General features: G+C 71.3%; 20 protein-coding genes. 6 read left to right on the forward strand and 14 right to left on the reverse strand.

Annotated elements, in window-relative coordinates:
- Position 1: 1 nt before the first annotated feature.
- The 4 genes from QFW81_RS13995 to glyQ all read right to left on the reverse strand — a co-directional run bounded on the left by QFW81_RS13995 (position 2) and on the right by glyQ (position 5744).
- Positions 2-1786: an autotransporter assembly complex protein TamA gene (locus tag QFW81_RS13995; RefSeq protein ID WP_280579633.1), complete on the reverse strand. Its 1785-nt coding sequence runs from the start codon at positions 1784-1786 to the stop codon at positions 2-4.
- Positions 1787-1984: 198 nt separating this feature from the next.
- Positions 1985-4186 (reverse strand): glycine--tRNA ligase subunit beta, encoded by a 2202-nt coding sequence (gene glyS / locus QFW81_RS14000; RefSeq protein ID WP_280579634.1) that lies wholly within the window; start codon positions 4184-4186, stop codon positions 1985-1987.
- Complete coding sequence (locus tag QFW81_RS14005) at positions 4183-4830, reverse strand: glutathione S-transferase family protein (protein WP_280579635.1); 648 nt, start codon at positions 4828-4830, stop codon at positions 4183-4185. The genes glyS and QFW81_RS14005 overlap by 4 nt, the downstream gene beginning before the upstream one ends.
- On the reverse strand, positions 4827-5744 hold the full coding sequence (gene glyQ / locus QFW81_RS14010; protein ID WP_280579636.1) for a glycine--tRNA ligase subunit alpha: 918 nt from the start codon (positions 5742-5744) through the stop codon (positions 4827-4829). Before glyQ ends, QFW81_RS14005 begins: the two co-directional genes overlap by 4 nt.
- 109 nt (positions 5745-5853) lie before the next feature.
- On the opposite strand from glyQ, the gene tfpB reads away from it, so the two are divergent.
- The 3 genes from tfpB to QFW81_RS14025 all read left to right on the forward strand — a co-directional run bounded on the left by tfpB (position 5854) and on the right by QFW81_RS14025 (position 9304).
- Entirely contained in the window at positions 5854-7647 is a 1794-nt protein-coding gene (gene tfpB / locus QFW81_RS14015; protein ID WP_280580533.1) for a type IV pilus assembly ATPase TfpB, read from the forward strand.
- 43 nt (positions 7648-7690) lie between these two features.
- Positions 7691-8311 carry a hypothetical protein gene (locus QFW81_RS14020; protein WP_280579637.1) on the forward strand — a complete coding sequence of 207 codons (621 nt, stop codon included), beginning with the start codon at positions 7691-7693 and terminating at the stop codon, positions 8309-8311.
- A gap of 75 nt (positions 8312-8386) precedes the next feature.
- A complete protein-coding gene (locus QFW81_RS14025) occupies positions 8387-9304 on the forward strand; it encodes a hypothetical protein (RefSeq protein ID WP_280579638.1) in 918 nt (305 codons plus the stop codon).
- A gap of 331 nt (positions 9305-9635) precedes the next feature.
- On the opposite strand, the gene QFW81_RS14030 is transcribed toward QFW81_RS14025, so the two are convergent.
- From QFW81_RS14030 to QFW81_RS14050, 5 genes are all read right to left on the reverse strand, one after another.
- On the reverse strand, positions 9636-10355 hold the full coding sequence (locus tag QFW81_RS14030; RefSeq protein ID WP_280579640.1) for an RDD family protein: 720 nt from the start codon (positions 10353-10355) through the stop codon (positions 9636-9638).
- A complete protein-coding gene (gene tatC, locus QFW81_RS14035) occupies positions 10352-11125 on the reverse strand; it encodes a twin-arginine translocase subunit TatC (protein WP_280579642.1) in 774 nt (257 codons plus the stop codon). Before tatC ends, QFW81_RS14030 begins: the two co-directional genes overlap by 4 nt.
- Entirely contained in the window at positions 11109-11714 is a 606-nt protein-coding gene (gene tatB / locus QFW81_RS14040) for a Sec-independent protein translocase protein TatB (RefSeq protein WP_280579643.1), read from the reverse strand. The genes tatC and tatB overlap by 17 nt, the downstream gene beginning before the upstream one ends.
- A 24-nt stretch (positions 11715-11738) precedes the next feature.
- Positions 11739-11981, reverse strand: coding sequence for a Sec-independent protein translocase subunit TatA (gene tatA / locus QFW81_RS14045; protein WP_280579644.1), 243 nt, complete (start codon positions 11979-11981; stop codon positions 11739-11741).
- A gap of 114 nt (positions 11982-12095) precedes the next feature.
- Positions 12096-12995 carry a YSC84-related protein gene (locus QFW81_RS14050; RefSeq protein WP_280579646.1) on the reverse strand — a complete coding sequence of 300 codons (900 nt, stop codon included), beginning with the start codon at positions 12993-12995 and terminating at the stop codon, positions 12096-12098.
- A gap of 152 nt (positions 12996-13147) precedes the next feature.
- Here QFW81_RS14050 and hemH point away from each other — a divergent pair, with 152 nt between their 5' ends.
- Together hemH and QFW81_RS14060 are read left to right on the forward strand one after the other, a co-directional pair.
- A complete protein-coding gene (gene hemH / locus QFW81_RS14055; protein WP_280579648.1) occupies positions 13148-14197 on the forward strand; it encodes a ferrochelatase in 1050 nt (349 codons plus the stop codon).
- Positions 14197-15066 (forward strand): alpha/beta fold hydrolase, encoded by an 870-nt coding sequence (locus tag QFW81_RS14060; RefSeq protein WP_280579649.1) that lies wholly within the window; start codon positions 14197-14199, stop codon positions 15064-15066. The genes hemH and QFW81_RS14060 overlap by 1 nt, the downstream gene beginning before the upstream one ends.
- An 80-nt stretch (positions 15067-15146) precedes the next feature.
- On the opposite strand, the gene QFW81_RS14065 is transcribed toward QFW81_RS14060, so the two are convergent.
- The 4 genes from QFW81_RS14065 to ttcA all read right to left on the reverse strand — a co-directional run bounded on the left by QFW81_RS14065 (position 15147) and on the right by ttcA (position 18669).
- On the reverse strand, positions 15147-15662 hold the full coding sequence (locus QFW81_RS14065; protein WP_280579650.1) for a hypothetical protein: 516 nt from the start codon (positions 15660-15662) through the stop codon (positions 15147-15149).
- A 122-nt stretch (positions 15663-15784) separates the two neighbouring features.
- Entirely contained in the window at positions 15785-16567 is a 783-nt protein-coding gene (locus tag QFW81_RS14070; protein WP_280579651.1) for a YgjP family zinc-dependent metalloprotease, read from the reverse strand.
- A 137-nt stretch (positions 16568-16704) separates the two neighbouring features.
- The gene (locus tag QFW81_RS14075) at positions 16705-17610 is read right to left on the reverse strand and encodes a recombination-associated protein RdgC (RefSeq protein WP_280579652.1); all 906 of its coding nucleotides are present in this window, start codon (positions 17608-17610) and stop codon (positions 16705-16707) included.
- Between the two features lie 153 nt (positions 17611-17763).
- Positions 17764-18669 (reverse strand): tRNA 2-thiocytidine(32) synthetase TtcA, encoded by a 906-nt coding sequence (ttcA, locus tag QFW81_RS14080; protein ID WP_425604049.1) that lies wholly within the window; start codon positions 18667-18669, stop codon positions 17764-17766.
- A gap of 141 nt (positions 18670-18810) precedes the next feature.
- On the opposite strand from ttcA, the gene adhP reads away from it, so the two are divergent.
- Positions 18811-19839, forward strand: coding sequence for an alcohol dehydrogenase AdhP (gene adhP / locus QFW81_RS14085; RefSeq protein ID WP_280579653.1), 1029 nt, complete (start codon positions 18811-18813; stop codon positions 19837-19839).
- A gap of 64 nt (positions 19840-19903) precedes the next feature.
- On the opposite strand, the gene QFW81_RS14090 is transcribed toward adhP, so the two are convergent.
- Complete coding sequence (locus QFW81_RS14090) at positions 19904-20485, reverse strand: hypothetical protein (RefSeq protein ID WP_280579654.1); 582 nt, start codon at positions 20483-20485, stop codon at positions 19904-19906.
- Positions 20486-20498: the final 13 nt, after the last annotated feature.

Consider the following 20498-nt stretch of genomic DNA (forward strand, 5'->3'; position numbering starts at 1 on the left):
GTCAGAACTCCGCGCCGATGCTCAGGCCGAGGGTGAACGGCGAATCCGGATCGTCCAGCCCGCGTGCGATGTCGATCTTCACCGGGCCCACCGGGGAACGCCAGCGCGCGCCGACGCCCACGCCGGTGCGCCAGTCGGGCGAGGTGCCGTCGAACGCGCTGCCGCTATCGACGAACACCGCCGCGCCCCAGGGGCCGAGGAAGTAGTGCTCGAACTCGACGCTCGCGGTCAAGACGTTCCTGGCGCCGGTGGAATACAGGCCTTCGTCGGTCTCGATGCGCGGGCCCACCTCGCGCCACTCGTAGCCGCGGATGCTGCGGTCGCCGCCGGCGTAGAAGCGCAGGCTCGGCGGCAGGTCCACAAGCGCGCTGGTGGAGGTGTAGCCGGCCTCGCCGCGGATGATCAGGCGGCTGTTCTCGCCGATCCCCTTGAACGTGCTCGCCCGCGCGTGCACCTGCACGAAGCTCGCGTCGGAGCCGGCGCCGTCGAGGCCGCCGCGCAGGGTCAGCGACCCGCCGATGCCGCCGCGCGGGAACACCCGGTCGTCGACGTTGACGTAGTCGGCGCGCACCGAGGGATAGGTGAACGTGGCGTAGCGGTAGTCCGGTTCCGACAGCGCGCCCTCGCCGTCGTCGGCGACGTAGTAGAGCCAGCGTTCGCGCAATGCGTGGATCGACGCGGTCAGGGTGAGGTGGCGGTTGAACTCGCCGCTGCGGCTGCCGACCAGCTCGAGTTTGCGGGTGTCGATGTAGTCGGTCTGCTCGTCGTAGGCCTGGGCGCTGATGGTGTACCAGCCGTCGCGCCAGGCGAAGGCGGGGATGCGGTACTGCAGGGTCAGCGTCTTGCGCTTCTGCGCGTAGTCCAGCTGCGCCAGCGCCTTGTGGCCGCGGGTGTTGACGTAGCGGCGTTCCACGCCCAGACGCACGCCGGCGCCGCTGTCGGTGCCGTAACTCAGGCCGGCGGTGTAGATGCTGCGCTTGGCGGGCGTCAGCCGCACGGTCACCGGCACGCGTTTGTCGACCGCGTTCTCCGGTTCGGGCGTGATCTCGATGTCGCCGAAGTAGTCCAGGCGCGTGAGCGAGGTGCGCAGCCGGTCCAGGCGGCCCTGGTGGTAGTAATCGCCTTCTTCCCAGTACACGAGGTTGCGCAGCAGGTCGTCGCGCACGATGGTGCGCTCCTGCTCGAAGGTCGTGGGGCCCATGTCGTAGCGGTCGCCGCTGGTCCAGACCAGTTCGACGTCGGCTGCCTGCTCGGCGCGCGTCACCTCCACCCGCCGCGACGAGAAGTCGGCGTCGAAGTAGCCGCGCTCCGTCAGGCGGCGACTGATGCGGATCTTGCTCGCCTCGTAGTCGGCATGGTTGAAGACGGCGCCGTCCGAGGGGATGAAGGCGTCGATGTCGTCCTGCAGGTAACGGTCCTGCCCACCCTCGCCGATGATCGCGATGTCGTTGTTGCGCACCCGCACCGGCTCGCCAGGGTCGACCCGGATGGTCACCGAGACGCTGCCGTTGACGCGGTTGCGCTCGACCTCGATGCCGGGCGAATAGAAGCCGAACGGTTCCAGCGCCTCGCGCGCCTCCTCCTCTGCCGTGCGCACCAGGTAGGCCATGCGCCGGCCGCTCACGTCCTGCCCCACCGAATCCACGAGCGAGAGCGAGACGCGCACGTTCTCCGTCATCTCCTCGTCCAGGCCCAGGATCGTGACCTGGCCGACCTCGACCGCATGCGCAGTGCCGGACGCGAACAGGCACAGCGCGGCGAGGAAGATGCGGTGGGGGAGGCGCATCGGCGCAGGATACCGGAGGCGGATCAAGACGCGATTAACGCAAGGGTCGCGCGAGGGGTGCGCGGCGCGGGGGCATCTTGCGTTTTCGGAAGGGCGACGGCCCGTCGTCCGCTGCCCTGGGCGCAAGCCGGACGAAGCAGTCGCCGCGCCCCGGCGGAGACGGGACACGCGGTCTCCGCGCCACCGCGATGCGGGCGATCAGGCCGACAGGTGCTCGATCGCGGCGACGCTGCCCAGGCGGTCGGCCAGGCGCCTGAGCAGCGCCAGGCGGTTGCGGCGCAGGTCGGCGTCCTCGACGTTGACCATCACCGCGTCGAAGAAGGCGTCCACCTGCGGCCGCAGCCGCGCCAGGTGCGAGAGCACGTCGACGTAGTCGCCGCGGGCGAGCGACGCGCCCGTCTCGGCATACACCGCTTCCACCGCTTCGGCCAGCGCGCGCTCGGCCGGTTCGCGCAGCAGCGTGCGATCGACGTTCGTGGGCAGCTCGCCCTCGGCCTTCTTCAGCAGGTTGAGGATGCGCTTGTTCGCCGCCGCCAGGGCCTCGGCCTCGGGGAGCTGGGCGAAGGTGCCGATGGCAGCGATGCGGCGGTCGAGGTCGTAGAGCGACGCGGGCCGCAGCTGCGCGACGGCGTTGAAGTGCGATGCGGGAACGCCCTTGTCGGCGTAGTAGCCGCGGAGGCGGTCGAGGATGAAGTCGTAGAGCTCGTCCAGTTGCGCAGACCGTAAAGATCTGAGGTTGGAGTGCGACTTAGACGTATCCACTCCTGCAGCGGCGGCTGCGCTTGCGGCATCGGCCTTTGTGCGAAGCACGACATCCGACATCGCGAACATCGCCAGTTCGCCCGCCTTATAGAGAAAATCCTTCAGGTCCAGATCCAACCCACTCTCGATCACCGTCCGCGCCAGCCCCAGCGCATTGCGCCGCAGCGCGAACGGATCCTTGTTGCCGGTCGGCTTCAGGCCCGCGGCGAAGCCGCCGGCCAGCGTGTCCAGACGTTCGGCGATCGCCAGGACCTTGCCCAGCGGGGACAGCGCGATGTCGTCGGCAGCGAAGCGCGGCTGCCAGGCCTCGTCGATCGCGTTCGCCACCGCCTCGCGGTCGGCGTGCGACAGGTCCGACAGCGCCGCGTCCTGCATCGCGTAGTGGCGGCCGGCGATCCCCTGCAACTCGGGTAACTCGTTCACCAGCCGCGACTGCAGGTCGGCCTTCGACAGCGAGGCGGCGCGTCCGGCCAGCGCGGCGTCCACGCCGACCTGCGGCGCGATCGCCTCGGCCAGCGCGGCCACCCGCTGCACCTTGTCCGCGACCGTGCCCAGCTTCGCCTGGTAGGTCACGTTCGCCAGCCCGGCGTTCATCGACGCCAGGCCCTGCTTCATGTCCTCGACGAAGAAGAACTGCGCGTCGGCGAAGCGCGGGCGGATCACGCGCTCGTAGCCGGTGCGGATCTCGCTGTCGTCGGCCGGGTCGACGTTGGCGACGCCGATGAAGCGCGCGGTCAGCCGCCCCGCGCCGTCGAGCACCGGGAAGAATTTCTGGTTGGCCTCCATCGTCGCCACCAGCGCTTCCTGCGGCACGGCGAGGTAGTCGTCCTCGAACGTGCACGACACCGCCTTCGGCCATTCGACCAGGCACACCACCTGACGCAGGTTGTCGTCCCCGATGCGCGCGGACCCACCGGCCGCCGCGGCGGCCGCCTCCACCTGCGCGACGATGCGCGCGCGGCGCTCGTCCGGGTCCACCAGCACCTTGGCCCCGCGCAGCGCGTCGACGTAGTCCTGCGGCGTCGCGATCCACACCTGCTTGTCGTGCAGGAAGCGGTGGCCGCGGCTCATGCGGTCGGCGCGCACGCCGAACACGCCGCCGTCCACCACGTCGCCGCCCAGCAGCATGACCAGCCACTGCACCGGGCGCGCGAACGCGTAGTCGTGGTCGCCCCAGCGCATGGGCCTGGGGATCGGCATGGCAGCGATCGCCTCGTGCAGGACTTCGGGCAGCAGCGCGGCGGTCTTCGCACCGGCGCGCACCGACCGGTGCACGAAGCGCTCGCCCTTGGCGTCGCTCGTGCGTTCGAGCGCGGTCCACTCGACGCCGGCCTTGGCCGCGAAGCCCTGCAGCGCCTTGGTCGGCTGGCCATCGGCGTCGAGCGCGATGTTGACGTACGGGCCGAATACTTCGGAGGCCTGCTGCGTCTGTTCGGCCGCCACGCCCGGCAGCAGCACCGCGAGCCGTCGCGGCGTGTACAGCGGCTTCGCTTCGCCGCGCTCGACCGCGATCCCGCGCCGTTCCAGCGCCGCCAGCACGCCATCGAACAGCGCCTGCGCCAGGCCCGGCAGCGCCTGCACGGGCAGTTCCTCGGTGCCCAGTTCGATCAGCAGCGGCGGCATCGGAGCGGTGCTCATGCGGGAGTGGCCTGCGGGGTCGGGGCGGAGAACGGGCTGTAGTGGCGGCGGAACACCTCCAGCGCCTCGCAGCGGTCCACGTGCGCGCGCAGCGCCGGCCACGGCGCGAGGTCGAGCGGGATCGCCTCGCGCAGGTGGGTGGTGTAGCAGGCGACGGCGATGTCGGCGTGGGTCATCGCATCGCCGACCAGCCAGGGCGCCTCGCCGCGCGCGACGCAGGCCTTCTCCAGCTCGCCGAGCGCGCCCTCCACCTGCACCCGGCAGCGCGTGAGCCAGGCCTGGCTGTGCTGCTCCACCGGGCGGAAGATGCGTTCGAGCGCGATCAGGATCGCCTTGTCGATCGCGCCGGTGGCCAGTGCGATCAGGCGCTGGGCGTCGCGCCGGTCGCGGCCGGTGGCGGGCATCAGCGCGCGGTCGGGGCCGACCAGGTCGTCGAGGTAGTCGAGCATCATGGCCGATTCGGTCAGCACCTCGCCGTCGTCGAGCACCAGCGTCGGCGCGCGTCCGAGCGGGTTGTATTCGCGGATGCGGTCGAAGTCGCGTCCCACCGACCAGGCGCGGTGCTCGAACCCGATGCCGTACAGCGCCATGGCGATCGCCACCCGGCGCGTGTAGGACGAGTCGTACATGCCGATCAGGATCACGACGCGTCCTGCTGCGTGGCGGGCGCCTGCTTCAGGCCCGGGAAGCCGAGCTTCTCGCGCTGGGCGTAGTACGCCTGCGCCACGGCCTGGGCCAGCCTGCGCACGCGCAGAATGTAGCGCTGGCGCTCGGTGACGGAGATCGCACGGCGCGCGTCGAGCAGGTTGAAGCTGTGGCTGGCCTTGCACACCTGGTCGTAGGCGGGCAGCGGCAGGCCGGCCTCGACCAATGTCAGTGCCTCGGCCTCGCACGCATCGAAGCGGTGGAACAGTTCGGCCACGTCCGCATGCTCGAAGTTGTACGCGCTCTGCTCGCGTTCGTTCTGCAGGAACACGTCGCCATAGGTCACCACGCCCTGCGGTCCGCGCGTCCAGACCAGGTCGTAGACGTTGTCGCAGGCCTGCAGGTACATGCACAGCCGCTCGAGGCCGTAGGTGATCTCGCCCAGCACCGGGCGGCATTCCAGGCCGCCGGCCTGCTGGAAGTAGGTGAACTGGGTGACTTCCATGCCGTTGAGCCACACCTCCCAGCCCAGGCCCCAGGCGCCGAGCGTGGGAGATTCCCAGTTGTCCTCGACCAGGCGCAGGTCGTGCCGCTGCGGATCGATGCCCAGTTCCTTCAGCGAGCCGAAGTACAGCTCGACGATGTTGTCCGGGTTGGGCTTCATCACCACCTGGTATTGGTAGTAATGCTGCAGGCGGTTCGGGTTCTCGCCGTAGCGGCCGTCGGTGGGGCGGCGCGAGGGCTGCACGTAGGCCGCGTTCCACGGCTCGGGCCCCAGCGCGCGCAGGAAGGTCGCCGGATGGAAGGTGCCGGCACCGACCTCCAGGTCCAGCGGCTGGATCAGCACGCAGCCCTGCGCCGCCCAATACGTGTTGAGGCGGGTGATCAGTTCCTGGAACGTGGGTCCGGTCATCGGCGGCGCGTCTGGATCGGCGGTTTTCGCGGGCGCGCTAGTATAGCGGCGGACCTCGCAGCGGCCGGCATTCCGGCACCGGAGCCAGCCCTTGAACGAACCGTTCGCCATGCGCACCGTGCCTGCTCCCGCGCGCCTGCCGCCGGGCAGGCTGGCGCTGGAGCCGGTGATCGCCGCGCTTCTGGCCGACGGCGTGCTCACGCCGAAGGACGCCGAACATGCGCGCGCCAGCGCACGCCACGTGCGCGGACTCGATGCGGTGCATCCGCTGGTGCTGCTGGCCAACCTCAAGCTGCCGTCGGCCCAGCGCCCGGGCAGCGAGCTGGGGCTCGAAGCGCTGACCGAGTGGCTGGCCAATGCCAGCGGCAGGCCATACCTGCGCATCGACCCCACGAAGATCATCGTGGCCGAGGTCACCGAACTGGTCTCGCACGCCTATGCGCGCCGCCACCGCATCCTGCCGGTGGAGGTCACCGCCGACCGCGCCCGCATCGCCACCAGCGAGCCGATGGCGCTGGACTGGCTGCCGGACATCCAGCGCCTGCTGCGGCGCGAGATCGAGCTGGTGGTCGCCAACCCGCTCGACCTGCATCGCTACACGATGGAGTTCTTCGGGGTTACCCGCTCGGTGCGCGGCGCCCAGGCCGACGGCGGCGGCGAGAAGACCTCGCATGCGCCGAGCTTCGAGCAACTGGTCGAACTCGGCCGCGCCGGCGACGTCAATGCCGACGACCATCACATCGTCAACATCGTCGACTGGCTGCTGCAGTACGCCTACGAGCAGCGCGCCTCCGATATCCACCTCGAGCCGCGCCGCGACGTCGGCCGGGTGCGCTTCCGCATCGACGGCGTGCTGCACAAGGTGTTCGAGATGCCGCCGCCGGTGATGACCGCGGTGGTCTCGCGCATCAAGGTGCTCGGTCGCATGGACCTGGCCGAGCGCCGGCGCCCGCAGGACGGCCGCATCAAGACCCGCTCGCCCGGCGGGCGCGAGGTGGAGATGCGCCTGTCGACCATGCCCACCGCGTTCGGCGAGAAGTGCGTGATGCGCATCTTCGACCCGGATACCGCGTTCAAGTCGATCGAGCAGCTTGGCTTCGACCAGGACGAGGCCGAGACCTGGCACGAGCTGACCAACCGTCCGCACGGCATCGTGCTGGTCACCGGCCCCACCGGTTCGGGCAAGACCACCACGCTCTATTCGACGCTCAAGCGCCTGGCCACCAGCGACGTCAACGTGTGCACGGTCGAGGACCCGATCGAGATGATCGCGGTCGAGCTCAACCAGATGCAGGTGCACCATCAGATCGACCTGACCTTCGCCCAGGGCGTGCGCACCCTGCTGCGCCAGGACCCCGACATCATCATGATCGGCGAGATCCGCGACCTCGACACCGCGCAGATGGCGGTGCAGGCCTCGCTCACCGGCCACCTGGTGCTGTCCACGCTGCACACCAACGACGCGCCCTCGGCGATCACCCGCCTGCTCGACCTCGGCCTGCCGCACTACCTGATCGCCAGCACGCTCAACGGCATCCTCGCCCAGCGCCTGGTCCGCACCCTGTGCCCGCACTGCAAGGCGCCGAAGAAACTCACCGCCGAAGCCTGGCACGCGCTGCTGCCGGGCCCTCACGCGCCGCCGGTGCCGACCACCGCCAACGGCCCGGTCGGGTGCCTGGAATGCCGCAACACCGGCTACCTCGGCCGCGTCGGCATCTACGAACTGATGCCGGTCACCCCGCTGCTGCGCGCGCTGGTCCGCCCGGACATGGAGCTGGCCACGTTCACCCGCGCTGCGGTCGGCGAAGGCCTGCGCACCCTGCGCATGGCCGGCGCCGAGAAGGTCGCCCAGGGCGTGACCACGGTGGAGGAAGTGCTGACGGTGCTGCCGCCGGCGGAGTAGGATCCCGGGGCGCCGCTGCCCGGCGCATCCAAGGGGCTCGACGATGATCAGGATCGTGTGGCTGGCGGCGGTCGCGGCGTTGCTCGCGGGCTGCGGCAGCGTCAGTCGCAACTACCGTTTCGACCCCGACGGACAGGAGGGTCTGGTGGTCGGCAGCGTGTCCTACGAAAGCGGTACCGGCCGGCATCTGCTGACGATCGAGTCGTCGGCCACCGGGCGCAAGCACGCGGTGGGGTTCGGGTGCTCGATGTTTCCGTGCATGCAACCGGCGGACGACAAGGCGTTCTCGACCGGGCAAATGCCAGCGCAGCGCGGGGGCGGCTATGTGGTCGCTCTGCCCGCAGGCACCTACCGCATCACCGGATGGCGGGTCGATCAGGGAAGCATCGGGTCGAATTCGGAGGAGCCGGTCGGGATCGAATTCCTGGTCGAACGCGGCAAGGCGTCCTACCTCGGGAATCTGCATTTCGATGCGGACTGGGAAAATGTGCGGCTTCGCGACAGGTCCGAACGCGACCTGCCGTTGCTCAGGGCGGAATATCCGGCACTGCAGGCGGCGCAGCTCGCCTACACCATTGCCCCCGGCACCGATCTGGCGAGGATCGGTGGCGGCTACGACCGCGGAATCAAGCATCTGGTCATCTTCGTTCCGGTCGCTCGCTGACCATGCGGCTGTGGGCGATGCAGTAGCATGTCGCCATCGTGGCGCGGGCCACTTCAGCAGATCGGTAAGTACGTCATGTCGACGCGGACGATGGGGCCGGGCGCAGGCTGGTCCTGGCTGGCACGGGCGGTCAACCTCGGGCGCCACAACCCCAAGGCGGTGATCGGCGCGATCGCGCTGGTCGCGGCGGTGGCGCTGGTGCCGAGCATCGTGCAGATGGCCGCGCAGTCGGGCCTGGGCGCGAGCCCGGATGCCCTGCTGACGGTGATCGGCCTGAGCACGCTGGTGTCGCTGGTGGTGTTCCCGCTGCTGATCGGCGGAGCGCTGCGGGTGATCGACGCGGCCGAGCGTGGCCGGCCCGCGGCGCCGACCGCGGTGTTCGACGCGTTCCGTTCCGGCCAGGGCGGCGGTCGCCTGATCGGTTTCGGGCTGCTGATGACGGCGCTGTACCTGGCCGTGTTCGGCACCCTGATCGGCACCTTCGGCCAGGGCCTGCCGGAGTGGTACATGCAGCTGATGCAGCTGAGCATGGAGTCAGGCGGGAAGCCGGTGCAACCCGACGACATCCCCGCGCCCCCGGATGGCCTCGGCATGGTGGTGGCACTGGGCCTGCTGTTCGGCCTGTTCCTGGGTGGGGCCTACGCGATCGGCTTCGGACAGGTGGCGCTGGGCGGACGCGGCGTGCTGCCGGCGATCGGCGACGGGCTCACCGGCTCGCTGAAGAACCTGCTGCCGATCGTGGTGCTGGCGATCCTGTCGATCGTGGCGCTGTTCGCGCTGATGCTGCTGGTGCTGCTCGTCGGCGGCCTGCTGGCGCTGATCGGCGGCCTGGTGCATCCGGCGCTGGCGATCCTGCTGGTCGCGCCCGTGTACCTGGGCATGATCCTGCTGATGTACGTGGTGATGTTCGGCGTGATGTACCACATGTGGCGCGACGTGTGCGCCGAGCCTGTGTCGCCGCCGCCGCTGCCGGACAACCAGGTCGAACTCTGAGCCGGGATCGGCGCGATGCGCGTTCGGGCCGCTGCAGGCGCGACGGGTGACCTGACGATCCGGCATCTGCGTTCGCCCCGCTCCAGCTTGCGATGCCGTTGAGGGGGAGGGGCGTCGCGCGGGCCAGGGCCTGCGCACGTCGGCATGCCCCATCCGCCTTCGGCCTCTTCCACCCGTGAAGGGCGCAATGCCCCGCCAGACGGGGAAGGAAGCGCGCCGCGCGCTTGCGACTCTCGTGACCACTCCCGCTGCAGGCCAGGGGGAGGGCAGGAGCCGCATGACGGGAGACGACTCCGCGCGCATGGCGTCACGGGCGCCGATGACGACGCGCCTACAGCAATGCGTCGAAGGCCTGCTGCATCGCGGCGTGCGCGGCGAGGAACAGCCACGCGGTGATGACGATGGCCAGTGCGACCTGCAGGCATAACCACGCGATCGCCCATGCCGGCAGGCGTCCGCCGGTGCCCGGTGCCTGCGTCACCTGCGTCCCTGCGACGCGGTCGTGCAGGGCCTGGCGTCGCGGCGGCACCAGCGCCAGCAGGTGGCCAATGTTGAGCGTGACCCACGACAGCGCGCCGGCGAGATGGCGCAGGGCCGCTCGCGCGATGCCGATGCGCTTGCCGCGGGTATCCGCCACGCGCAGGCCGAGCGCGCGCTTGCCCGGCGTGGCCTGCCACGCCGAGGCTTCGAATGCCGCGAACCAGGCCAGCGCCAGCAGTGCGGCCAGCGCCAGCGGCGGCCACACGGTGGCGGCGATGGCGTCGGACAGGGCGGTGATGGCCGTCCGCTGCACCGGATCGTCCAGCCAGCGCCGCGCGAGGTCGAACGGCGTGGCGTCCGCCATCAGCAGGTCGACCATCGCGCGCGCCATCGCGTGCGCCAGCGCATCGAACGCCGCCGCGGCGCGTGCCGCGCCGTCGGCGATCCGGCCGGCGCACAGCCCGAGCGCGGCCAGCAGCGGCACCATCATGTCCATGGTCCAGGCGGCGCAGCGGCGCAGGAACGCGGCCGGTACCGCCGGTCCCGCAGCGGGCCGCGGCGGCGCGCTCATGGGCCGTCGCTGGCTTCCGCGTCGGCGTCGGCCCCGGACCTCGGCGCGACCATGCGCGCGGCGAGGATCCCGGCCTCGTACAGCAGGCACATCGGGATCGCCAGCATCAGCTGCGACACCACGTCGGGCGGCGTGATGATCGCCGACAGCACGAACATGCCGACCACCGCGTAGCCGCGCCATTCGCGCAGCTGGGCGGGCGTCACCCAGCCCAGCAGCACCAGGATCACCAGCGCGACCGGCAGCTCGAAGCTGATGCCGAAGGCGAGGAAGATCACCAGCACGAAGTTCAGGTAGGCGTTGATGTCGGTCATCATCGCGACGCCGTCGGGCGTGACCGCGGTGAGGAAACCGAACACCGCCGGCAGCACGAGGAAGAACGCGAACGCGCAGCCGGCGTAGAACAGCGCCACCGCCGAGACCAGCAGCGGCAGCGCCAGCCGCTTCTCGCGCTTGTACAGGCCGGGCGCGACGAATGCCCAGGCCTGGTAGAGCAGCCACGGCATGGTCACCAGCACCGCCGCGAACAGGGCCAGCTTGAGCGGGGCGAAGAACGGCGAGGCGACTTCCACCGCGATCAGCTGCGCGCCCTCGGGCAGCTTGTCCAGCAGCGGCTGCGCGAACCAGCCGTAGAGCCGGTTGGCGAACGGCAGCAGCGCGAACAGCGCGATCGCCAAGCCCACGATCGCGCGCAGCAGGCGGCTGCGCAGCTCGACCAGGTGCTCGATCAGGCTGCTGGCGCCGTCGTCGTGTTCAGCGTCCACGGCCATCGTCCGGATCCGTGTCGTGAGCGAAACCGGGCAATCCGGCCTGGCGCGGTGGTTCGGCGGGGGCGGGTGTCTCGCGCAGCGGTGCGTCTTCTGCGCCGGTCGACGCATCTGCGGGCGCCGGCGCCTCCCCGGCGTCGGTCGCGTCCTCGTGCGCCAGCGGCGGCGGATCCGTGGCGGGCGGGGCGTCGAAGCGCCGCGCGCGCGTCGCGGCTTCTTCCTGCGCGGCAGCGGGCAACGATGGGGCAGCCGCTGTAGCGCCGGGTGCGCCGCTCGCCTGGCGGCGCATGCTCTCGATCTCGCGCCGCGCCTCCGCCTCGGCCGCGCGCACCTTCGCCTGCACTTCGTCCTCGGTCTCGCGCATCGTGTCCTGCAGCCGCGAAGCGGCCTGCTTCGCATCGTGCAGGCTGCGCTTGAGTTCCTCGGCTGCCAGCTCGCGCTCGAGTTCGGACTTCACCGAGAACCATTGCGCGCGCGCGCGCCGCACCCACAGCCCGGCGAAGCGCGCCGCCTTGGGCAGGCGCTCGGGACCGAGCACGACCAGTGCGACCACCGCGATCAGCAGCAGTTCGGTGAAGCCGATGTCGAACATGGCGGCGGCCGCGGTTGCGCGGCGTCAGCGCGAGACGGTGTCGTCCTGCCGGGGCTTGCCCGACACGGTGTCTTCGCGTTCCTGCGGCCTGGACGTCGACTGGTGGTCGAGTTCGCCGGCCGGCTTGTCGTCGTCGGCCACGCCCTTCTTGAAGCCCTTCACCGCCTCGCCCAGGTCGCGGCCGGCGCCGCGCAGGCGCTTGGTGCCGAACACCAGCAGCACCACGACCAGCACGATCAGCCAATGCCAGATGCTGAAACTACCCATTGCATGTTCCCGCGAAACCGTGAGGAAGGACTCAGGATACTCCACCCGGTCCGGTGCGAACGTGCCACAGGTCCGGGGCCGGACGGCACCCGGCCGGGCGGCGGTCGGGCGCGGTCAGGGCGTTTCCGGCAATGGTTCGACGGTGGCGGGATTGTCCTGAACCGGTTCGAACGGCTGCGGCACCGGATCGGTGGCCGGAGGCGGGGACAGCGGCGCGGTGGAGGTGGTGGCTGGCGCCGGCCCATTCGCGACGGACGTGGCGACCGGCGCCGGGGCGGGCGCGCCGCCGGTTCCGCGCGCCACGCGCGCGGCCGCGGTGGCTTCCTCCAGCTGGTCGCGGAAGGCGACCACGGCGTTCGAGGGCGCCTGGGGGGCGCGGCCCTCGAACACCATGCGCGCCGTGGTGTTGGTGCCGTAGACCGCCTGGTTGGCATCGTCGTCGATCTGCAGCACCGCACCATCGAGCGCGACACCGGCGAACAGGCCGCGCGCGCGCGACCACGACCAGATCTCGGCCTTGAGCTGGCCGTCGGTGGCGGCCGCGGCGTTGCGGCCCACCGGACCTGCGGCCACGCCGGCATCGGCGCCCAGCGTGACCTTGCCGTTGACGATCGACTCCAGGCTGCGGTCGTTGCGGAACACCAGCACCACGTCGGCCGACTGCACCCCGGCCTGGAACCCGATGCTGCCGCCGGTGAGCTTGACGAAGCTGGGGCTGGACCAGGTGCCGTCGGGCGATTTCACCGAGAGCAGCCCGTGGCCGCGGCGGCCGCCGAGCACCAGCCCGACCTTGAGCGTATCGGGGATGACCACGATCGCGCGCGCCTCGTCCAGCAGCTTGTCCGGGATCGCCGACTCGGGAATCGCCTGGACTTCGTTGAGGACCCGCAGCGCATTGCCCGCGCGCGCGTCCTCTTCCGGGCCGGCGACCGCGCCGCCGGCGGCGAGCGACAGGGCGAGCAGCACGGCGATCAGCGACTTGCGCGGCGCGAGGGCCGGACGGAAACGGGGCATCGGGGACTCCAGCAGAGGGGCGGGCACCGCGCGTCGCGGCGACGGCTCAGGCTAGTGACGGGGCAATGAATCGCGGATGAGTTGTCCGGGGCGGATCGCAGCGTCGCCGTCGCCGCCGTGCGCCCCGGCGCGCGCCCTGCCATCCTATGCCGATGACGACCACCGCCCCCGCGACCGCCCCCGCGACCGCCCCCGAGACCGCCCCCGAGACCGCCCCCGAGACCGCCCCCGACACCGCCGTGCTGGTGGTCAACCTCGGCACCCCGGAGGCGCCGACGCCCGCCGCGGTGCGGCGCTATCTCGGCGAGTTCCTGTCCGATCCGTTCGTGGTGCAGATCCCGAAGCTGTTCTGGTGGCCGCTGCTGTACGGCGTGATCCTGCCGCTGCGGTCGCCGCGCGTGGCGAAGAAGTACGCCGGGATCTGGATGGAGGGCGGCTCGCCGCTGGCGGTGCACACCCGGCGCCTGGCCGCGGCCCTGCAGCCGCGCCTGCCGGAGGTGGCGGTGCTGCACGCGATGCGCTACGGCGAGCCGGCGCAGACCGCGCGGCTGCGCGAACTGGAAGCCGCGGGCGTGCGTCGCGTGCTGGTACTGCCGTTGTACCCGCAGTATTCGTCCACCACCACCGGCACCGTCGCCGCACTGGCGCGCTGCACCCGCGGCAGCCTGGACCTGCGCGTGATCGAGGACTACGCCACCGACCCGGGCTGGGTGGAGGCGGTCGCCGGCTCGATCCGCGCCCACTGGCAGGCCAACGGCCGCGCCGAGCGGCTGCTGTTTTCCTTCCACGGCCTGCCGCAGCGGCTGGTCGACGCTGGCGATCCCTACGAGACGCAGTGCGAGGCCAGCGTCGCCGCGCTGGCGCGCGCGCTGTCGCTGGGTCCGGACGACTATCTGCTGGCCTACCAGTCGCGCTTCGGCCGCGAACGCTGGCTCGGGCCCGCGACCGACGACACCCTGCGCGGACTCGCCGGATCCGGCGTGCGCACCGTCGACGTGGTGTGCCCGGGCTTCGCGGCCGATTGCCTGGAGACGCTGGAGGAGATCGCGATCGAGAACGCGGAGCTGTTCCACGCCGCCGGCGGTCAGGCGTTGCGCTACATCCCGTGCCTGAACGACGCGCCGGCCCATGCCGATGCGCTCGCCGCCCTGGTGCGGCGCGAACTAGCGGCGTGGGACCACGTGGACGCCGCGAGTTCCTGATGCGCGAGATCACCCTCGACATCGCGATCGGGCGCCTGCACGGCCTGCACCGGGGCGAGGCGGGCCACCCGCGCGTGCTCGCGCTGCATGGCTGGCTCGACAACGCCGCCAGCTTCGTGCCGCTGGCCGCGCATCTGGATGGCATCGAACTGGTCGCGATCGACCTTCCCGGCCACGGTCGCAGCGTCCACCTCCCGCCGGGTGCGGACTATTCCTTCGCCGGCGCGGTGCACAGCGTGCTCGATGCCGCCGATGCCCTGGGCTGGGAGCGTTTCGCCCTGCTCGGCCATTCGATGGGCGCCGGCATCGCCAGCCTGGTCGCGGCGGCCTGTCCGGAGCGTGTCGTGCGGCTGGTCGCGATCGAGGCGCTCGGCGCCCTGCCCGATACGGCCGGCAATACCGTGCCAAGGCTGCGCGATGCGGTGGCGGCCGGCCGCGCGCTGTCGGGCAAGCGCCTGCGCGTGTTCACCGACCTCGACACGCCGGTGCGCGCACGCACGCTGGCGCGCACCGGTGCGGTGGACGAGGCGTCGGCGCGGTTGCTGGTCGAACGCGGCGTGCGCGAGGTGCTCGTGGACGACGCACGCGTGGGCTGGGAATGGAGCAGCGATCCACGCCTGACCCTGCCGACCATGCTGCGTCCGTCCGAAGACCAGGTGCGCGCGCTGATCGCCGGCATCGCGTGCCCGACGCGCGTGATCTACGCCGACCCGCCACAACCCTACCTGCCCGAACCGCGCCGCAGCGAGCACGCCGCGCTGTTGCCCGAGGGCCACATGGTCGTGCTGCCGGGCGGGCATCACCTGCACATGGAACAGCCTGCGGCGGTGGCCGCGGCGATCGGCGGCTTCCTGGCCCGGCGCGACTGACTCGCGGCGCACCCGGTCGTCGATCCTCCGGCGCGGGCAGGCTCCGCGCGACGAGCGCCCGGGCCCCGCGACGGCCGCGTCTACTGCACCTGCCGGCGCAGCTGCACGCCGACGATCACGCGCGCGTCGCCGTGGTTGCGGTTGAACGAGAGCGTCGCACTGCGCGCGGGCCCGCCGGCGCGCTTCTCGAAGGCGAGCATGGCGGCGTCGGCCGAGTGCCGGGCCGACAGGGTCTGGGTCCAGCCCTGGGCCCGCATCGACTCGCGTGCGTCGGCGAACAGCGCATCGAGGTGGCCCGGCGCGCTCAGGCTCAGCACGCTCGCATCGGGCAGGTCCATCACGCTGTTCACGCGGTAGCCGCGCGGCAGGTAGACATCGCCCGGGAACTGAGCCGGCAGCGGCAGGGCGTCGGGCGCCGGCCGCGTGCCGGGCGCGTCGCCACCGGCGACGCTGCCGGCATCCACCGAGCCACGCGCGGCGCGCTCGATCGCCGCCTCGGCGATCGGATTGCCGGCGCGCTGGCAGCCGGCCATCAGCACGGCGGTCGCCAGGACGGCCGCGCACAGGCGCACACCACGGTGGGGAACAGGCGTCATCTCACCCCTCCGACGCCCTGGGGCAGGCGTCATGGGTTCAGAGGGTTAACGCGGAGGACGTGCGCGGGCGGACAGGTTGGCTCGCACGGGCGGCAGCGATGGCAGCCGCGGAGCATGGGGATTCACCCCAGCAGGACGTGCAGCGCCGCCTTCAGACGGCGGCCCTCGAGCCGGAAGTAGTCGCGTTCCTCGCGCCAGGCCGGACAGCGTGCCTCCACCTCGCGCCAGAACGCGCGCGAATGGTCGGCATGCAGCAGGTGACAGAGTTCGTGCACCAGCACGTAGCGGAACGCGGACGGACGCCCGAGCACCAGCGCCAGGTCCAGGGTCAGGGTGCCGTCGGGCGCGAGCGATCCCCACTGCGAGGACAGCACACGCAGCCGGATCCGCGCCGGCGGACGCGGCAGCCCCGGCAGGTAGGCCGGCAGCCAGCGTCCGATGTCGGCGCGTGCTTCGGCTTCGAGGAAGTCGCGCAGGGCGCGTCCGGCCGCGGCGCTGCCGGCGCGCGCCGGCAATTCGATCACCACCGCGTCCGCGTCGCGGCTCGCGCGCGCCATGCGTCCGGCGGTCCATTGCAGCGCGAGTCGCTCGCCGCGCAGCGGCAGCGTGCCGGGCTGCCCGGGGACGGGCGCGAGCACGTCGTCGACGTGCGGCGCGAGCTGCGCGGTCAGCCAGTCGCGGTGTTCGAGCAGGAAGCGTTCGCCCGCCACCAGGCTGGCACGCGGCGGCAGGGTCAGGCGCGCGCCGCGCTCGCCCACGCTCAGCCGCAGCCGCTTGGCGCGCGGATCGCGCACGCGCAGCACGTCGATGCGGCGGCCGTCGGACAGCACGAAGGCGATGCTGTCGCGCTGCAGGCGCGCGGGGGCGCGGGTCGGGGGCGGAGAGAGACGGAACAGCGAACGCATGTGCGAATGCTACCCGCGTTCGTGCAGCATGCGCGCACCTGGCACGCGTTCACGCATCGACGCGCGCCGACCCGTCGCGCACGTGGCGACCATCCCGCGCCGGCGGCGACGCGGCGCGGCCCACGTCCGGCGCATGTCTACGCGTCGGCCCTGGACAGTTTCAGCGCGCCCTCGAGCACCGTGAACAGGCGCGAGAACTCCGCCGCCATCAACGCGAAGCGCGCGTCGAGTTCGGCCCGCAGGTCCTCGCGGTCGGTCGATTCGAGCTGGTCCACGGCGCCGTCGAGCAGCTTGAACTTGCGCACCACCAGGTCCTCGCCGAGCACGAACGAGACGTGGTCGTCCAGGGTCAGCGCCAGCCGCGTGACCTGCTTGCCCGATTCCAGGTGCTTGGTGATCTCGTCGCTCTGCAGTTCCTGGCGCTGGCACTTGACCACGGCGCCGTGCTCGGCCGGATCCTTGAGCTCGCACTCCTCGCCCAGGGACAGGCCCTCGGGCAGCGGATCGCCGGCGATCCAGCCGGTCAGCACGTTGCGCGGCGCGACTTCCGCGTTCAGCGGCAGCGCAGGGAAGCTGCCCAGCGCGTTGCGGATCTCCGAGACCACCGCCTCGCCGGCCTTGCGGCTGGAGGTGTCGACCGCACACACGCCGTGGGCGAGGTCGAGCAGGGCGTCGGTGCGCGAGGGCCGCACGAAGGCGCGCGGCAGCAGTTCGTGCACCAGATCGTCCTTCATCTGCTTGCGCATCCGGCTGCCGGGGCGGCGGCCCTGCTTCTCCTCCACGTCGGCCAGGCGCTTGGCCAGCATGTCGTTGACCACCGAGGACGGCAGCAGCCGGTCCTCGCCACCGACGGTCAGCCACACCGCCTCGCCGATGCGGTGCGAATAGGCCTCGCCTTCGCGTCCGAAGGGCGAGACGAAGCCGCGCGAGGACAGTTCGAGCGCACCCACCGGCTTGAGCGGGTGTTCGCCCAGCAGGCTTTCCAGGGTGGACAGGTCGAGCGTGGTGGGGAAGCGGAACAGGGTGAGGTTTCTGAAGAACATGGAGATCCGGGATCGGGGGAATGGGGAAGCGTCTCGGCGGGTCGGCGCGAGACGCGCGCGGAGACAAGTGTCGTCAGCGCCGTCGCAGCCGCTGCTGGGCCGGAGCGCCGGCCGCCGGCCTGCGCCTGCAACAGGGAGGGAGCAGCGGCACGATCAGTCGTCGCCGCCGCGGGCGGCGGCGTGCGGTTCGCCGGCGAGCCAGGCGTGCGCGTCGGCCTGCGCGGCGGCGTCGCGACGGCCCAGGGAGAGGAAGTCGAACAGGGCCGGATCGCTCAGCTGCGAAGGACGGATGTCGCCCAGGGCGCGGGCGATGGTCTCGATCCGCCCGGGCGTGTCGTGCTCCCACTGCGCCATCATCTTCTGCACCTGCTTGCGCTGCAGGTTCTCCTGCGAGCCGCACAGGTTGCAGGGGATGATCGGGAAGGCCTTCGCCTGCGCGTACGCGGAGATGTCGTCCTCGCGCACGAAGGCCAGTGGCCGGATCACCACGTGGCGGCCGTCGTCGGACAGCAGCTTGGGCGGCATGCCGCTGAGCTTGGCGTGGAAGAACAGGTTGAGGAAGAAGGTGGCGACCAGGTCGTCGCGGTGGTGGCCGAGGGCGATCTTGGTGATGCCGTTCTCCGCCGCCCAGCTGTACAGCGCGCCGCGCCGCAGGCGTGAGCACAGCGAGCACATGGTCTTGCCTTCCGGCACCACCCGGCTGACCACCGAGTAGGTGTCCTGCTCGATGATGTGGAAGTCCACGCCGATCGACCGCAAATAGTCCGGCAGCACGTGTTCGGGGAACTCCGGCTGCTTCTGGTCGAGGTTGACCGCGATCAGCGAGAACGACACCGGCGCCTTGCGCTGCAGCTGCAGCAGGATGTCGAGCATGGTGTAGCTGTCCTTGCCGCCGGACAGGCACACCATCACCCGGTCGCCGTCCTCGATCATGCCGAACTCGGCGATGGCCTTGCCGACCTGGTGGCGCAGGCGCTTGGCCAGCCGGGTGGCCTCGTGCGCGCCGCGGCGGTCGGCGTGGCGCAGGGTCGGCATCGGCAGCGGGAAGACGGTGCTCATGACGCGATTTTACCGGTGCGCGCATCGCCACGGTCGCCCGCAGGCCACAACGCCGCATTCGCCCGCATTTCTTGATCCGGATCAACGCGTTCCCGCGGGGCCCGGCCCACACTGGCGGCTCACCCCAGCCCTGGAGCACGTATGGACCGGACCATGAGAGCCGCCGTGGTACGCGCCTTCGACCAGCCGCTGGCGATCGAGGAGGTCGAGGTGCCGCGCCCGGGCGCGGGCCAGGTGCTGATGAAGGTCGCCGCGTGCGGCGTCTGCCATACCGACCTGCACGCCGCGCAGGGCGACTGGCCGGTGAAGCCGAGTCCGCCGTTCATCCCCGGCCACGAAGGCGTCGGCCATGTGGTCGCCGTCGGCGCCGGCGTGGCGTACGTGAAGGAAGGCGACCGCATCGGCGTGCCCTGGCTGCATTCGGCCTGCGGCTACTGCAGCCATTGCCTGGGCGGCTGGGAAACCCTGTGCGAGTCGCAGCAGAACACCGGCTACTCGGTCGACGGCAGCTTCGCGCAGTACGTGCTGGCCGACGCCGGCTACGTCGGCCACCTGCCCGACGGTGTCGGCTTCGTCGAGATCGCGCCGGTGCTGTGCGCAGGCGTCACCGTCTACAAGGGCCTGAAGGTCACCGAAGCGCGGCCCGGCAACTGGGTGGTGATCTCCGGGATCGGCGGGCTCGGGCACATGGCCGTGCAGTACGCGCGTGCGATGGGCCTGAACGTCGTCGCGGTCGACGTGGACGACGCCAAGCTGCGGCTGGCCGAGCGTCTGGGCGCCACGCTCACCGTCAACGCGCGCACGCGCGATCCGGCTGAGTTCGTGAGGCGCGAGATCGGCGGTGCCCACGGCGTGCTGGTCACGGCGGTGTCGCGCCAGGCCTTCGCGCAGGGCGTGGGCATGCTGCGCCGGGGCGGGACGATGTCGCTGGTCGGGCTGCCGCCGGGCGATTTCCCGCTGGACATCTTCGGCATGGTGCTGAACGGCATCACCGTGCGCGGCTCGATCGTCGGCACCCGGCTGGACCTGCAGGAGTCGCTGGCCTTCGCGGCCGCCGGCAAGGTGGCCGCGACGGTAGCGCCGGACCGGCTGGAGAACATCAACGACATCTTCGCGCGCATGCGCAACGGCGAGATCGAGGGCCGCATCGTGCTCGACATGGCCGCCTGAGCCGCCGCCGGCATGGCGCCGGGCAAGTGCCGGCGCCATGCGGAGCGGATGCGCCGCCCGCCGCTCAGGGCGTCCAGACGCGGTTCTGCACCGTCGGGTCGGTGGTGATCGAGGCCAGCCGGCCCTGCGCGTCGAAGTGCAGCTGGAACTCGCTGAAGCTGTCGAGCCAGTAGCGCCACAGCGGCGATTCCAGGTCCGGGTTCTCGCTGCTGATCGGATAGCCCAGCGAGGCGAGCACCTGTTCGCGGGTCATGCCCGGGGTGACCCTGGACTGCTTCACCGCGGTTTGCACCTTGTCCGGCCAGCTGGCGATCTTCGCCGCCGGATCCTCGGTCACCACGTAGCGGCGCGCGAAGGTGGCGTCGTCGAGGTCGCGGCTGTAGTCGTTGCCGATCGCCTGGCGCTTGCCGTCGATCTCCACCTTCGTCCGGTAGCGGCCGTAGCCGGTGACCGACACCGGCGTGCCGGCCGGAATCACCCGCTTGCCGTTCTCGGCGTAGTTGCTGTCGCTGATCCAGCTGCCGTCGCTGCGCATGTTGCAGCACAGGTAGCCGTCGAAGCGGTCCTGTGCCGTGGCCGCGCCCGCGGCGGCCAGCGCCGCCAGTGCCAGCGCGCGCGCCGCGTGGCGTCGTTGCGTGTGTCCCATCTGCTGTGCTCCA

It is taken from the genome of Luteimonas kalidii (assembly GCF_029887935.1).
Classification (GTDB): Bacteria; Pseudomonadota; Gammaproteobacteria; order Xanthomonadales; family Xanthomonadaceae; genus Luteimonas; species Luteimonas kalidii.

Bases quoted from the DNA above. Each gene is read 5' to 3' on its own strand.
- QFW81_RS14075 (WP_280579652.1), bottom strand. From the start codon at position 17,610: ATGTTCTTCAGAAACCTCACCCTGTTCCGCTTCCCCACCACGCTCGAC.
- QFW81_RS14030 (WP_280579640.1), bottom strand. From the start codon at position 10,355: ATGAGCGCGCCGCCGCGGCCCGCTGCGGGACCGGCGGTACCGGCCGCG.
- QFW81_RS13995 (WP_280579633.1), bottom strand. From the start codon at position 1,786: ATGCGCCTCCCCCACCGCATCTTCCTCGCCGCGCTGTGCCTGTTCGCG.
- hemH (WP_280579648.1), top strand. From the start codon at position 13,148: ATGACGACCACCGCCCCCGCGACCGCCCCCGCGACCGCCCCCGAGACC.
- QFW81_RS14090 (WP_280579654.1), bottom strand. From the start codon at position 20,485: ATGGGACACACGCAACGACGCCACGCGGCGCGCGCGCTGGCACTGGCG.
- adhP (WP_280579653.1), top strand. From the start codon at position 18,811: ATGGACCGGACCATGAGAGCCGCCGTGGTACGCGCCTTCGACCAGCCG.
- QFW81_RS14070 (WP_280579651.1), bottom strand. From the start codon at position 16,567: ATGCGTTCGCTGTTCCGTCTCTCTCCGCCCCCGACCCGCGCCCCCGCG.
- tfpB (WP_280580533.1), top strand. From the start codon at position 5,854: ATGCGCACCGTGCCTGCTCCCGCGCGCCTGCCGCCGGGCAGGCTGGCG.
- glyS (WP_280579634.1), bottom strand. From the start codon at position 4,186: ATGAGCACCGCTCCGATGCCGCCGCTGCTGATCGAACTGGGCACCGAG.
- tatB (WP_280579643.1), bottom strand. From the start codon at position 11,714: ATGTTCGACATCGGCTTCACCGAACTGCTGCTGATCGCGGTGGTCGCA.
- glyQ (WP_280579636.1), bottom strand. From the start codon at position 5,744: ATGACCGGACCCACGTTCCAGGAACTGATCACCCGCCTCAACACGTAT.
- QFW81_RS14025 (WP_280579638.1), top strand. From the start codon at position 8,387: ATGTCGACGCGGACGATGGGGCCGGGCGCAGGCTGGTCCTGGCTGGCA.
- tatC (WP_280579642.1), bottom strand. From the start codon at position 11,125: ATGGCCGTGGACGCTGAACACGACGACGGCGCCAGCAGCCTGATCGAG.
- QFW81_RS14020 (WP_280579637.1), top strand. From the start codon at position 7,691: ATGATCAGGATCGTGTGGCTGGCGGCGGTCGCGGCGTTGCTCGCGGGC.
- ttcA (WP_425604049.1), bottom strand. From the start codon at position 18,669: ATGAGCACCGTCTTCCCGCTGCCGATGCCGACCCTGCGCCACGCCGAC.
- QFW81_RS14065 (WP_280579650.1), bottom strand. From the start codon at position 15,662: ATGACGCCTGTTCCCCACCGTGGTGTGCGCCTGTGCGCGGCCGTCCTG.
- tatA (WP_280579644.1), bottom strand. From the start codon at position 11,981: ATGGGTAGTTTCAGCATCTGGCATTGGCTGATCGTGCTGGTCGTGGTG.
- QFW81_RS14050 (WP_280579646.1), bottom strand. From the start codon at position 12,995: ATGCCCCGTTTCCGTCCGGCCCTCGCGCCGCGCAAGTCGCTGATCGCC.
- QFW81_RS14060 (WP_280579649.1), top strand. From the start codon at position 14,197: ATGCGCGAGATCACCCTCGACATCGCGATCGGGCGCCTGCACGGCCTG.